This window comes from Pseudomonas sp. R32, assembly GCF_009866705.1.
In the GTDB taxonomy this organism is placed as follows: Bacteria; Pseudomonadota; Gammaproteobacteria; order Pseudomonadales; family Pseudomonadaceae; genus Aquipseudomonas; species Aquipseudomonas donghuensis.
The window spans coordinates 4,334,915-4,346,841 of record NZ_CP019396.1 but is presented as its reverse complement, the minus strand read 5'-3'; the positions used below and the strand labels follow the sequence as shown (position 1 = coordinate 4,346,841).

Genomic DNA, 11,927 nt, shown 5'->3' with positions numbered 1-11,927 from the left:
TTTTTTGCCTGTTGGTTGCGTGCAGCACTACGCTTTGCTCAATGATTGCCTCATCAGGGTGATTTGCGCGCCCGTGTCGAGGTTGCTCAAGATCCACTTGTTACAAGGCAATCGTGTGGGCTTTAGTGCTTGCAGTACGAAGTACTCTATTAACTCGCTTGCAGCCGGGCCGCGGAATGCGATAGTCACTGTGCTCAGCTCGGACATGTCCGCAAGCACATGCCGTGTTTCAACTTCTTTAACTGGCGTGCTTGGTAAATCAATGTCGGCGACTTCGTGGGTGGGCGGTTCAACCTGGAGGGGGATGTGTGCAGGAGCAGGCGCCGCGGCTGCAGTGAGTTCATTTATTTCGGGGGAATAAAGGGACTTGTAATTGAAATTCAAAGTAAGAAAGAACAATACCGTCAGGAAGAACGGAAAGCCGACCAGAAACCAGGTGTAAATACCTTGGCTATCCTCCCCCAGGAATGGCAGAGAGGCCAGCGCTGATGCTTCGATGATGCCAGCAAAAATCGCAATGATCGTCAGTGGGCTTTTCGGCTCGACTTTACTCATGCAGTTACCCTTGCGCTTGGTGAGTCCGCTCCTATGTTTCCGCAGGTTTAGCATGCTCGGCACAGCCTCGGGCAGCATGGCTCACTTCTCGGGTGGGTAATCTACCCATGAATCATGTAAGGCGGTTTTACATGGCTGAATATTATTGTTTTTATCAAACAGATCTATAGGACTTTTCCTTCAGCTATTAAAGCCGAGTTTCATAGGCGGTTTCTTTGTCTAGTGCTACCTTTATTCAGGAAGTGTGAGGCAGTCTGCACTATGGTTCGAGTGTTGGTTCTTTAGGGACTTTGGTTTTGCTGGCTTGTAGGATAATTCTCTAAAGCCCGTAGGTTGCGTCCTTGTATGCATTTGCTTGTTAACGGCGCAATACAATATGTCGTACAACTAGGCTATTGTGCGAGCTCAAAATAATAGAACAGCGAACAATTGGATTTTGCTCATGAATAAAGTCCTGATCGTGGATGATCATCCGGTCATTCGCCTGGCTGTACGCATATTGATGGAGCGGCATGGTTATGAAGTCATTGCCGAGACAGATAACGGTGTGGACGCATTGCAGCTGGCGCGCGAGCATGGTCCTGATATCGTCATCCTGGACATCGGTATCCCCAAGCTTGACGGCCTTGAAGTGATCGCCAGGTTGACCGCCAACAATGCCAGCATCAAGGTGCTGGTGCTGACCTCGCAGGCGCCCGGGCATTTTTCCATGCGCTGCATGCAAACGGGGGCTGCGGGCTATGTCTGCAAACAGCAGGATCTCACCGAACTGCTCAGTGCCATAAAGGCAGTGCTTTCCGGTTACAGCTACTTCCCCAACCAGGCGTTGCATTCCGTGCGCTCGAACCTGGGTGGCTCGAGCGAGGCGGACATGGTCGAGCGCTTGTCGGGCCGGGAGATGATGGTCTTGCAGCAGCTTGCCCGCGGCAAGACCAACAAGGAGATCGCCGACGGCATGTTCCTCAGCAACAAGACGGTCAGTACCTACAAGACGCGTTTGTTGCTCAAGCTCAATGCTCGCTCACTGGTCGATCTGATCGAGCTGGCCCAGCGTAACGGCCTGGTTTGATACACCCAGAAACAACAAAGCCTCCATCAAGGAGGCTTTTGTGCTTTTACGGCATCGGCCCTTCAGAGGTCGAAGTCGTAGTCAGCCAGCTGCTTCTGCAAGCGACGTTCTTCCAGCAGGTTGTCGATGGTGCGGCGTTTGCTCAGGTTGGTTTTCGCCACTTCAACTGGTACATCGTCATCTGCTTCTTCAGTGACGATGTCATCATCTACAACCAGGTCTTCTTTATCGGTGCTCATAAGTCACTCCAAGCCAAGAGGGCCATTGGCGCACCTTATAGCGAGAATTTCTGAGCGGGTAAAAAAGATTTTTTCAATCGATTGAGCAGTGTTTTCACTATCTTCTCAATCGTCCGAGGTTTTGTGCTTGTACTCGCACAAATCTTCGATCCGGCAACTCCCGCAGCGGGGTTTGCGCGCCTGGCACACATAGCGTCCATGCAGGATCAGCCAGTGGTGGGCGTCCAGCAGGTAAGCCTTGGGCACGAACTTCATCAGGGCCTTTTCAACCTCCAGGACAGTCTTGCCCGGCGCAATTCCAGTACGGTTGCTGACCCGGAAGATATGCGTATCGACGGCCATGGCCAGTTGCCGAAAGGCTGTGTTGAGTACCACGTTGGCGGTCTTGCGGCCAACCCCGGGCAGGGCCTCCAGCGCTTCGCGGGTTTCCGGCACCCGGCTTTCGTGCTGTTCGATGAGCAGGCGGCAGGTTTCGATGACGTTTTTCGCCTTGCTGTTGTACAGGCCGATGGTCTTGATGTATTCGGACAGGCCTTCGACGCCCAGGGCGTAGATCGCTTCCGGGGTATTGGCGACCGGGTACAGCCTGGCCGTGGCCTTGTTCACACTGACATCGGTTGCCTGGGCCGAGAGGATCACCGCAATCAGCAGTTCGAACGGGCTGCTGTAGGCCAACTCGGTTTTCGGCTCAGGGTTGTCTTCGTGCAGCCTGCGAAAGATCTCCAGGCGTTTGGCGGCATTCATGGGGTCAACGCTTTCCTTGACGACGTGTAGGGGCTGGCCGTCGGCAAACCCGGTTGTAAAGGGCCAGCATCAGGCCCAAAAGTATCAGCGCACCGGGCAACAGGCTGGCCAGGCGCAGGTTGGCAAACTCGCCAAGCCCTTGCCTGAACAGCCCCATGGCCATGCACAACAAAGCGAAACCGCCCAGTGTGGCCGCCGCCGTACGCCAACGGCCGCTGGCGCCCTGGGCGAACTCGAATACCAGGCATTGTACGGCGATCAGTGCCGAATAGGGGCCCAGCGCCAGCGACAGTGGCAGGGCCCAGGCGCGTAGGGTCAACTCCAGGCAGGTGACCAGCAAGGCGGCCAGCAGCACGCTGGCGATCAGGCTGGCGCTTGCCTCCAGCACTTTGTGCAGGGGCGTCATGCACAGCCGGTGCAGGCCGATGATCAACAGGCTGAACAGCGCAATGGCACTTGCCTGCGCTAACGTCTGTGTGGCCCCCAGTAAGGGCGCCAGGCTTATGGCCGCGAGCCACTGTCTATTCATTGGCGCCCCCTGTCAGCAGTTGCTGGCGATGCTCGTCGAAATAGCGCAGGGCATCATGGGTGGCCTGAATGACTGCCCGGGAGGTGACGGTGGCGCCGGCCAGTTGATCGAACTGACCGCTATCGCGCTTGAGTGCCCAGGCGGTATCGGCAATGGTGTGCCGGCTGCTGCCGACAAAACCTTGCAGCCAGGTGTTGCCGGGTTCGACCAGCTTGCCGCCCAGGCCAGGGGTTTCCTGTTGTTGCAACACCTTTACGCCGATCAGGCGGCCGCTGTCATCGATGGCAATCAACAAGTCCAGCGGGCCGCCATAGCCCTGCGCCTGGCTGTGCAGCACGACCGCGCGGGGCTGCCCCTGCAAGGTCGCCAGATAGCCTGCGAGCAGGCGGCTGTGATCCAGGGGCGCGGCCCCCAGGCGCAGGGGGTGTTGCAGCGGCTGGTTGTCGTAGTGCTGTTCGGGCAGCACGCTGAGCCAGCGTTGGGCCTTGAGCTGCTGCTCGGCGTCCGTGATGCGCTGGGCGGTGAGCTGGTGCCAGAGTACTGTGCCGCCCACGGCCAGCACGGCAAGGGCCAGCAACAGCGCCGTGGAGCGTATCGACGTGGTGTTCATTGCGCTTGCGCCTGCCCGCGCTCTGCCCAGCGCTCCAGCGTGGGAACACAGAGATTCATCAACAAGACCGCGAATGCGGCACCGTCCGGATAGCTGCCCCAGGTTCGAATCAGGTAAATGAGCACGCCCGCGCCGATACCGAACAGCAGCTTGGCTTTTGGGCTTTTCGGCCCTGACACCGGCTCGGTGACGATGAAAAACGCCGCCAGTATGGTCGAGCCGGACAGCAGATGCAGCAGCGGCGAGCCATTGGAGTCCGAGCCCGAGCCGTTCCAGCACACCAGGCTGATCAGCAGCAAGCTGGCCAACAGGCCGACCGGGGCATGCCAGCTGATGACCTTGCGCTGTAACAGCAGCAAGCCGCCGAGTACAAAGGCCAGGTTGACCGCTTCGCTGCCCCGGCCGCCAAAGTGGCCGAAGCCGGGATGGCTGGCGAACAGCTCATCCATGGTCAGGCTGCGGTTGTTGCGCAGGCCGTCCAGTACCGTGGCTTGCGCCCAGGCATCCGGCTGGTTGCCGGGACCAAGGCCGAATACCTGCTGCAGCGTATCTGCCAGCCCCAGTACCTGGGTGACCGGCCACTGGGTCATATGTTGTGGAAACGACAGCAGCACCAGCACATAGCCGACCATCGCCGGGTTGAACAGGTTCTTGCCGACACCGCCGTAGAGTTGCTTGCCCAGGACAATGGCGCTGCTGGCGGCAATCATTGGCAGCCACCAGGGGGTGTAGGCCGGCAGTGCCGCCGTCAGCAGGACGGCAGTGACCAGGGCGCTGCCATCATTCAGGGCGGGTCGGATCGGCCGGTGTTGCAGTTTCAGCAGTAGCGCTTCACTTGCCAGTGCCGCGCTGGCGCACAGCAGCAGGTTCAAGAGCAGCCCCCAGCCGTGTAGCCACAGCAGGGTCAGCAACCCTGGCGCGCAGGCCAGCAGCACCAGGCCCATGGTGCTGCGCAGGCGTTCGCTGTTATCAGTCGCGGCCATGGTCGGCTGCCGGTTGTAGTGTTTGCAGGCGCGTCTGGGCCTGTTGCGCTTCGCGCTCAAGCTCCGCCAGCTGTGCTTGCTGGGTCTCGCTCGGGGTATCGCCAAAGGCCGCCCTGGCCTTGCTCAATTGCGCCCGGCTCATGGCCGCGGCGATTTTGGCCTGCTTGAGGGCGGCATCGGCGGCCGCGGCTTTCTGTGCCTTGACGCGTTCGATGGCCGCCTTGATCGGGTCGTCGACCGCCGCGCTTGGGGTGGCAGCGGTGGGGTTGGCTGCCCGCTGGCTGCGGGCCAGGCGTTCGGCCTGCTTGCGTGCTTCTTCGCGTTGCAGGCGGTTGTTGCGCTGCTCAAAACGGCGCCGGGCATGGTTGCGCTTATGGCTGCGGGCTGCGAGTGTTTCGGCATCCTGGGCCAGGCCGCCGACAATCGCCACGATGTTGCTGCTGACCGTCAATGGCAGCAGGTCGATGCAGTCCACCGGGCAAGGCGCCACGCACAGGTCGCAGCCGGTGCATTCGGCGCTGATCACCGTGTGCATCAGCTTGGCCGCGCCGACAATGGCGTCCACCGGGCAGGCCTGGATGCATTTGGTACAGCCAATGCATTCGGCTTCGCGAATGAATGCGACCTGCGCCGGAGCACTGCCGCGCTCGGGGTCCAGTTCGATCACCGGCACTTCCAGCAACCTGGCCAGGGCGGCGATGGTCTCGCGGCCACCGGGTGGGCATTTGTTGATCGCTTCGCCCGCAGCCAGGCCTTCGGCGTAAGGCCTGCAGCCTGGGTGGCCACACTTGCCGCATTGGGTCTGCGGCAGCAGGGCGTCGATGCGTTGAATCAGACTCATGGGTTGAATAATCCGTTAAAGCCGAGAAACGCCATGGCCATCACGCCGGCGCCAATCAGCTCGATCGGCAGGCCGCGAAATGCCTCTGGGATGTCGTCGTTGTCGCTGCGTTGGCGCAGGTCTGCGAACAGGCTCAAGGCCAGCCAGAAGCCCAGGCCGCCACCCAGGCTCCAGGCCAGGGTTTGCGCGACGCCAAAACCGTTTTCGCTGGCCTGCAGGCTCAAGCCTAGCAGCGCTACGTTGGCCAGCAGCAAGGGCAGCAAGCCGTCAAAGGGCAGGGCGGGCAGCAGGCGTGTCAGCAGAGTGAGCAGCGGCTTGATCAGCAGCACGCACAGCGGCAGGAACACGAACAGGCGCAGGTACTCAAGCTGCAGGGGCAGCAGCGCCAGGCGGTAGATCAGTTGCCCAAGGCCGACTACCAAAACCAGCAACACCAGGGTTGCCAGCCCCAGTGCATGCACCTGGCGCCGATCCTGATCGGTAGCGCTGCGCAGCAGTGGGTCGATGGCCAGTCCCTGGTGCAGGACCAGGTTGTTGATCAGCGCGGCGCTGACCAGGGCCAGAAAGAATTCGCTCATGAGGGGGCCGAATGCTGAGGCTGTCCGCCATTATCCGGCAATGACGCGAGGATGAGAACGCCCCGGCCGCAATCGGCCGGGGCGTGAACCTTACTTGATGCGCTGGCCCGGCTTGGCGCCGCTGTCAGGGCTGAGCAGGTAGATCTCTTCGCCGCCAGGGCCGGCTGCCATGACCATGCCTTCGGAGATGCCAAAGCGCATTTTGCGCGGTTTGAGGTTGGCGATCATCATGGTCAGGCGACCTTCGAGCTTGGCTGGGTCCGGGTAGGCCGACTTGATGCCGGAGAACACGTTGCGTTGTTCGTCGCCGATGTCCAGGGTCAGGCGCAGCAGCTTGTCAGCACCTTCCACGGCTTCGGCCTTGAGGATCAGCGCGACCCGCAGGTCGACAGCGGCAAAGGTGTCGAAGTCGATCTCGGCCGACAGCGGGTCCTTGGCCAGTTCGCCATTACCGGTGACGACGCTGGTCTGGCTGGCCGCCAGGTCTTCCTTGGAGGCCGCGGTCATGGCTTCGACCTTGGCTGGGTCGATACGGCTCATCAGCGCCTTGAACGGGTTGAGCTGGTGATTGCTCAGGCGGGTCTGATGGTCGGCCCAGGTCAGCGGGGCGACGTTGAGGAACGCCTCGGCGTCGGCGGCCAGCACGGGCAGTACCGGTTTGAGGAAGATCACCAGCTGGCGGAACAGGTTGATGCCCTGGGCGCAGATCGCCTGGACTTCGTCCTGCTTGCCTTCCTGCTTGGCCAGCGACCATGGCGCCTTGTCGGCGATCCAGGCGTTGGCGCGGTCGGCCAGGCCCATGATCTCGCGCATGGCGCGGGCAAAGTCGCGGCCTTCGTAGGCTTCGGCAATGCCCGGAGCGGCGGCAAGGAAGGCTTCGGTCAGCTCTGGTGCGGCGTCGCCGTCAACCATGACGCCGTCGTTACCCTTGTGGATGAAACCGGCGCAGCGGCTGGCGATGTTGACCACCTTGCCGACCAGGTCGGAGTTGACCTTCTGGATGAAGTCTTCCAGGTTCAGGTCGAGGTCGTCGACGCCGCGGCCAAGCTTGGAGGCGTAGTAGTAGCGCAGGTACTCCGGCGCCAGGTGATCCAGGTAGGTGCGGGCCTTGATGAAGGTGCCGCGCGACTTGGACATCTTCGAGCCGTTGACGGTCAGGTAGCCGTGCACGTTGATACCGGTCGGCTTGCGGTAGCCGGCGCCTTCGAGCATGGCGGGCCAGAACAGGGCATGGAAGTTGACGATGTCCTTGCCGATGAAGTGGTACAGCTCGGCTTTCGAGTCCTTGCTCCAGAACGCGTCGAAGTCCAGCTCCGGGCGGCGGGCGCAGAGGTTCTTGAAACTGGCCATGTAGCCGATCGGTGCGTCCAGCCAGACGTAGAAGTACTTGCCCGGCTCATCGGGGATCTCGAAGCCGAAGTACGGCGCATCACGGGAGATGTCCCATTCCTGCAGGCCGGCATCCAGCCATTCGGCGATCTTGTTGGCCACCGCGTCCTGCAGGGTGCCGCTGCGGGTCCACTGCTGGAGCATGGCCTGGAAGTCCGGCAGCTTGAAGAAGAAGTGCTGCGAGTCCTTGAGCACCGGCGTGGCGCCGGAGATCGCCGACTTGGGGTTCTTCAGCTCGGTTGGCGCGTAGGTGGCGCCGCATTTTTCGCAGTTATCGCCGTACTGGTCTTCAGTCGCGCACTTGGGGCAGGTGCCCTTGATGAAGCGGTCGGCCAGGAACATTTTTTTGTCCGGGTCGAAGTACTGGGTGATCGAACGGGTAGCGATGTGCCCGGCGTCACGCAGCTTGAGGTAGATCTGGCTCGACAGTTCGCGGTTTTCTTCGGCGTGGGTCGAGTGGAAGTTGTCGAACTCGACCAGGAAGTCGGCGAAATCCCCGCTGTGCTCGGCCTGGACGGCGGCAATCAGCTGCTCGGGGGTGATGCCTTCTTTCTCGGCGCGCAGCATGATGGCCGAACCGTGGGCGTCGTCCGCGCAGACATAAATGCACTGGTTGCCGCGAAGCTTCTGGAAGCGCACCCACATGTCTGTCTGGATGTACTCGAGCATATGGCCAAGGTGAATGGAACCATTGGCATAGGGCAGGGCGCTGGTGACGAGAATCTGACGTGGCTCGGACATGGGGGCTCGGCTACTTTTTTCGGCTACTTGAGATGAAACGGTGATCGGCCACTATAAAACGCCGGGAAATATATTTCACCCCATGGACGTATCTGAACAGGTATGACGGGTTAGCATAGTGGCCTGTTTTGCTCAGTCTTTATAACGGGAGTCTCCATGAGTGCCGTCACTCGCGCAGCCGTCGAAGCCGTACTTCGCCAGTACACCGACCCTTACCTGAACCAGGACCCGGTCAGCGCCGGCTGTGTCCAGGCCATCGATATCCAGGGCGATCGCGTCAGCGTGCAACTGCAACTGGGTTATGCCGCCGGTCTGTTCAAGAACGGCTGGGCGCAGGTTCTGCAAACGGCTGTCGAAGGTCTCGACGGGGTGGCTTCGGCGCAGGTCGAGATCACCTGCGTGATCGCCGCACACAAGGCCCAGGCGCAGATTCCGGGCCTGGCCAACGTCAAGAACATCATTGCCGTGGCGTCGGGCAAGGGCGGCGTCGGCAAGTCGACCACCGCCGCCAACCTGGCCCTGGCCCTGGCCCGTGAAGGTGCGCGGGTGGGGATTCTCGATGCTGATATCTATGGCCCGAGCCAGGGCGTGATGTTCGGTATCGCCGAAGGCACGCGGCCGCAGATCCGCGAACAGAAGTGGTTCGTGCCGCTCAAGGCCCATGGTGTCGAGGTCATGTCCATGGCCTTTCTGACCGACGACAACACGCCGATGGTCTGGCGCGGGCCGATGGTCTCCGGGGCGCTGCTGCAGCTGGTGACGCAAACGGCCTGGGACGACCTCGATTACCTGGTCATCGATATGCCGCCGGGCACTGGCGATATCCAGCTGACCCTGGCGCAGAAAGTCCCGGTGGCTGGCTCGGTCATCGTCACCACGCCGCAGGACCTGGCGCTGCTCGATGCCAAAAAGGGTGTGGAGATGTTCCGCAAGGTCAACATCCCGGTGCTGGGTGTGGTCGAGAACATGGCCGTGCACATCTGCTCCAACTGCGGTCATGCCGAGCATCTGTTCGGTGAGGGCGGCGGCGAGAAGCTGGCGGCCCAGTACGGTGTCGAGCTGCTGGCATCGCTGCCGTTGTCGATGCTGATCCGCGAGCAGGCCGACAGCGGCAAGCCGACGGCGATTGCCGAGCCGGAAAGCCAGATTGCCATGGTCTATCAGGAGCTGGCCCGTCAGGTCGGGGCGCGGATCGTGCTGCAGGAAGCAGCGGCGCCGGCGATGCCGAATATCACTATCAGCGAAGATTGAGGTGATGCTATCGCTGGCAAGCCAGCTCCCACAGGTTCTGCATGCACTGGACCTTGTGGGAGCTGGCTTGCCAGCGATGGGCCACCAGACAGCCTAAAATCAAGGCATAAAAAAAGCCCCACCTGTTAAGGGCGGGGCTTTTTTCAAGCTGTAAAGCGGAAGTTAGATAACTTCTACTTCTTCAGCCTGCATGCCTTTCTGACCGCGGGTAGCGATGAAAGAGACCGCTTGGCCTTCTTTCAGGCTCTTGAAGCCGTCAGCCTTGATGGCTTTGAAGTGTACGAACAGGTCGTCACCGGATTGTGGGGTGATGAAGCCGAAGCCTTTTTCATCGTTGAACCACTTAACGGTACCGGTTTGGCGATTGGACATGGTCTGTCTCCTTGGACAAAGTTAACTACGACTCAGGAAACGCCCTGGCCGAGACTGAGTGCAAAGAGGCAGAAAATTCATGAAGATGGGTTGATCGAAATCTTGCATCAGGTAGATATTCTCAGTGACACGTGCAGCACAGTGGCGTCACCTTAACCCTTTTTCCAGAACGTGCCAATGGTCTTGTGAAGCTTTCTCATAATTCATGACTGACGGTGCTTCAGGCCCCCGCGCAGGCCCCGTCATACGTGGATCCGACGGTTGATGTCGCATGGAACTTTGAACCCGGCGCCGGGCCCGGTAAGATGCCGCACAGAATTTTTTCACCACGCAATTTCAGGACACTCCGCCATGAGCATCAAATCGGACAAGTGGATTCGCCGCATGGCGCTGGAACACGGCATGATCGAGCCTTTCGTCGAGCGCCAGGTGCGCGGTGAGAGCGACAACCGGCTGATCTCCTTCGGCGTCTCCAGCTACGGCTACGACGTGCGCTGCGCCGACGAGTTCAAGGTGTTCACCAACATCAACTCGGCGACCGTCGATCCGAAAAACTTCGATGCCGGCAGCTTTGTCGACGTCAAGAGCGACGTCTGCATCATCCCGCCGAACTCCTTCGCCCTGGCCCGCACCGTCGAATACTTCCGTATCCCGCGTAACGTGCTGACCATCTGCCTGGGCAAGAGCACCTACGCCCGCTGCGGCATCATCGTCAACGTCACCCCGCTTGAACCGGAGTGGGAAGGCCACGTGACCCTGGAGTTCTCCAACACCACCACGCTGCCGGCAAAGATCTACGCCAACGAAGGCGTGGCGCAGATGCTCTTCCTCGAATCCGATGAAGAATGTGAAGTGTCCTACAAGGATCGTGGCGGCAAATACCAGGGCCAGCGCGGCGTTACCTTGCCACGCACCTGAGGCGACAAAGCGAGGGAATTCCTCGCCCCCGGCACACTCCAATGAGTTGAACTGTTCCGCTCGGCAACACGCCAGGCGGACGTCAACCAGGAGCAACCCATGAAACTCGACCCGACCATCAGTGCCAAGCTGGCCGTGCTGCAGCCCAACAGCGTTGGGGTGCTGGCCTGGTCGTTGCTGGCACATCCGCACCCGCATAGCGTGCAGGCGGGCGGCGTGCCCGGTCAGCCTGACCCGGACACCCCCGATTCACCGCAACCGGGTGAACATCCGCCGATGGAGCCGGGCGAGCCGACCTTGCCCGACGAGCCGCCACCAGCGCCGATCGCCTGACCCCTACTTGAGGTTGCCGCTCAGGAACTGACGCAAGCGCTCGCTTTTCGGATTGCCCAGCACCTCTTCCGGCGGCCCTTGTTCCTCCACCAGGCCCTGGTGAAGGAACATCACCTGGCTCGCCACTTTGCGCGCGAAGGCCATTTCGTGGGTGACCATGATCATGGTCCGGCCTTCTTCGGCCAGGCCCTGAATCACCCGCAGCACTTCGCCGACCAGCTCCGGGTCGAGGGCCGAGGTCGGTTCGTCGAACAGCATGACTTCCGGCTCCATGGCCAGCGCCCGGGCAATCGCCACCCGTTGCTGCTGGCCGCCGGAGAGGAACGCCGGGAACTGATCCGCCACCCGCGGCGCCAGACCGACCTTGTCCAGGTAGCGGCGGGCGCGCTCTTCGGCCTCGTGCTTGCTTACCCCCAGTACCCGCCGCGGCGCCATGGCGATGTTGTCGAGTACGCTCAGGTGGCTCCACAGGTTGAAGTGCTGGAACACCATGGCCAGGCGCGTGCGCAGGCGCTGCAGCTCGTCCGGGTCGGTGACATGCAGGCCATGATGGTCGTGGGTCATGTGCACCGGCTTGCCGTCGAGGGTCATGCTGCCCTCGTTGGGTTGTTCGAGGAAGTTGATGCAGCGCAGGAAGGTACTCTTGCCCGAGCCGCTGGCGCCGATCAGACAGATCACGTCGCCGGTCTTGGCCTTGAGCGAAACGCCCTTGAGCACGTGATGCTCGCCGTAGCGTTTGTGCAGGTCTTCGATGGTCAGTTTGTACATGCGCAGG

14 protein-coding genes and 1 pseudogene are annotated in these 11,927 nt (G+C 60.9%); 4 read left to right on the top strand and 11 right to left on the bottom strand.

Features of this window, described 5'->3' with window-relative positions; translation table 11 throughout:
• Positions 1-27: 27 nt before the first annotated feature.
• Positions 28-555, bottom strand: coding sequence for a hypothetical protein (locus tag PspR32_RS26420; protein WP_232531760.1), 528 nt, complete (start codon positions 553-555; stop codon positions 28-30).
• Between the two features lie 442 nt (positions 556-997).
• Here PspR32_RS26420 and PspR32_RS20105 point away from each other — a divergent pair, with 442 nt between their 5' ends.
• Positions 998-1,624 carry a response regulator transcription factor gene (locus PspR32_RS20105; RefSeq protein WP_010221044.1) on the top strand — a complete coding sequence of 209 codons (627 nt, stop codon included), beginning with the start codon at positions 998-1,000 and terminating at the stop codon, positions 1,622-1,624.
• 62 nt (positions 1,625-1,686) lie between these two features.
• Here PspR32_RS20105 and PspR32_RS26220 read toward each other — a convergent pair whose 3' ends face one another.
• The 8 genes and pseudogenes from PspR32_RS26220 to metG form a co-directional block, all read right to left on the bottom strand.
• Entirely contained in the window at positions 1,687-1,863 is a 177-nt protein-coding gene (locus tag PspR32_RS26220) for a PA3496 family putative envelope integrity protein (protein ID WP_174242306.1), read from the bottom strand.
• 105 nt (positions 1,864-1,968) lie between these two features.
• Complete coding sequence (gene nth, locus PspR32_RS20100; protein WP_010221046.1) at positions 1,969-2,607, bottom strand: endonuclease III; 639 nt, start codon at positions 2,605-2,607, stop codon at positions 1,969-1,971.
• A 4-nt stretch (positions 2,608-2,611) separates the two neighbouring features.
• Positions 2,612-3,136: an Rnf-Nqr domain containing protein gene (locus PspR32_RS20095; RefSeq protein ID WP_159389071.1), complete on the bottom strand. Its 525-nt coding sequence runs from the start codon at positions 3,134-3,136 to the stop codon at positions 2,612-2,614.
• Positions 3,129-3,746: an RnfABCDGE type electron transport complex subunit G gene (locus PspR32_RS20090; RefSeq protein ID WP_036996649.1), complete on the bottom strand. Its 618-nt coding sequence runs from the start codon at positions 3,744-3,746 to the stop codon at positions 3,129-3,131. Before PspR32_RS20090 ends, PspR32_RS20095 begins: the two co-directional genes overlap by 8 nt.
• Complete coding sequence (locus PspR32_RS20085; protein WP_159389070.1) at positions 3,743-4,729, bottom strand: RnfABCDGE type electron transport complex subunit D; 987 nt, start codon at positions 4,727-4,729, stop codon at positions 3,743-3,745. The genes PspR32_RS20090 and PspR32_RS20085 overlap by 4 nt, the downstream gene beginning before the upstream one ends.
• A 4-nt stretch (positions 4,730-4,733) precedes the next feature.
• A pseudogene (gene rsxB, locus PspR32_RS20080) lies at positions 4,734-5,570 on the bottom strand (electron transport complex subunit RsxB); the annotation flags it as partial.
• A complete protein-coding gene (locus PspR32_RS20075; protein ID WP_159389068.1) occupies positions 5,567-6,148 on the bottom strand; it encodes an Rnf-Nqr domain containing protein in 582 nt (193 codons plus the stop codon). The pseudogene rsxB and the gene PspR32_RS20075, both read right to left, overlap by 4 nt.
• 90 nt (positions 6,149-6,238) lie before the next feature.
• On the bottom strand, positions 6,239-8,278 hold the full coding sequence (gene metG / locus PspR32_RS20070; RefSeq protein ID WP_010221052.1) for a methionine--tRNA ligase: 2,040 nt from the start codon (positions 8,276-8,278) through the stop codon (positions 6,239-6,241).
• A 156-nt stretch (positions 8,279-8,434) separates the two neighbouring features.
• On the opposite strand from metG, the gene apbC reads away from it, so the two are divergent.
• Positions 8,435-9,529 (top strand): iron-sulfur cluster carrier protein ApbC, encoded by a 1,095-nt coding sequence (gene apbC / locus PspR32_RS20065; protein ID WP_100782840.1) that lies wholly within the window; start codon positions 8,435-8,437, stop codon positions 9,527-9,529.
• Between the two features lie 162 nt (positions 9,530-9,691).
• Here apbC and PspR32_RS20060 read toward each other — a convergent pair whose 3' ends face one another.
• Positions 9,692-9,901, bottom strand: coding sequence for a cold-shock protein (locus tag PspR32_RS20060; protein ID WP_010221054.1), 210 nt, complete (start codon positions 9,899-9,901; stop codon positions 9,692-9,694).
• Positions 9,902-10,252: 351 nt separating this feature from the next.
• On the opposite strand from PspR32_RS20060, the gene dcd reads away from it, so the two are divergent.
• A complete protein-coding gene (gene dcd, locus PspR32_RS20055; RefSeq protein ID WP_010221055.1) occupies positions 10,253-10,819 on the top strand; it encodes a dCTP deaminase in 567 nt (188 codons plus the stop codon).
• A gap of 99 nt (positions 10,820-10,918) precedes the next feature.
• Positions 10,919-11,152: a hypothetical protein gene (locus PspR32_RS20050; RefSeq protein WP_010221056.1), complete on the top strand. Its 234-nt coding sequence runs from the start codon at positions 10,919-10,921 to the stop codon at positions 11,150-11,152.
• A gap of 3 nt (positions 11,153-11,155) precedes the next feature.
• Here the strand turns inward: PspR32_RS20050 and PspR32_RS20045 are convergent, their stop codons facing one another.
• Positions 11,156-11,920, bottom strand: coding sequence for an ABC transporter ATP-binding protein (locus PspR32_RS20045; RefSeq protein WP_010221057.1), 765 nt, complete (start codon positions 11,918-11,920; stop codon positions 11,156-11,158).
• Positions 11,921-11,927 lie beyond the last annotated feature (7 nt).

Bases quoted from the DNA above. Each gene is read 5' to 3' on its own strand.
- PspR32_RS26420 (WP_232531760.1), bottom strand. From the start codon at position 555: ATGAGTAAAGTCGAGCCGAAAAGCCCACTGACGATCATTGCGATTTTT.
- PspR32_RS20075 (WP_159389068.1), bottom strand. From the start codon at position 6,148: ATGAGCGAATTCTTTCTGGCCCTGGTCAGCGCCGCGCTGATCAACAAC.
- PspR32_RS20060 (WP_010221054.1), bottom strand. From the start codon at position 9,901: ATGTCCAATCGCCAAACCGGTACCGTTAAGTGGTTCAACGATGAAAAA.
- metG (WP_010221052.1), bottom strand. From the start codon at position 8,278: ATGTCCGAGCCACGTCAGATTCTCGTCACCAGCGCCCTGCCCTATGCC.
- PspR32_RS20050 (WP_010221056.1), top strand. From the start codon at position 10,919: ATGAAACTCGACCCGACCATCAGTGCCAAGCTGGCCGTGCTGCAGCCC.
- PspR32_RS20095 (WP_159389071.1), bottom strand. From the start codon at position 3,136: ATGAATAGACAGTGGCTCGCGGCCATAAGCCTGGCGCCCTTACTGGGG.
- PspR32_RS20105 (WP_010221044.1), top strand. From the start codon at position 998: ATGAATAAAGTCCTGATCGTGGATGATCATCCGGTCATTCGCCTGGCT.
- apbC (WP_100782840.1), top strand. From the start codon at position 8,435: ATGAGTGCCGTCACTCGCGCAGCCGTCGAAGCCGTACTTCGCCAGTAC.
- PspR32_RS20085 (WP_159389070.1), bottom strand. From the start codon at position 4,729: ATGGCCGCGACTGATAACAGCGAACGCCTGCGCAGCACCATGGGCCTG.
- PspR32_RS20045 (WP_010221057.1), bottom strand. From the start codon at position 11,920: ATGTACAAACTGACCATCGAAGACCTGCACAAACGCTACGGCGAGCAT.
- dcd (WP_010221055.1), top strand. From the start codon at position 10,253: ATGAGCATCAAATCGGACAAGTGGATTCGCCGCATGGCGCTGGAACAC.
- PspR32_RS20090 (WP_036996649.1), bottom strand. From the start codon at position 3,746: ATGAACACCACGTCGATACGCTCCACGGCGCTGTTGCTGGCCCTTGCC.
- nth (WP_010221046.1), bottom strand. From the start codon at position 2,607: ATGAATGCCGCCAAACGCCTGGAGATCTTTCGCAGGCTGCACGAAGAC.
- PspR32_RS26220 (WP_174242306.1), bottom strand. From the start codon at position 1,863: ATGAGCACCGATAAAGAAGACCTGGTTGTAGATGATGACATCGTCACT.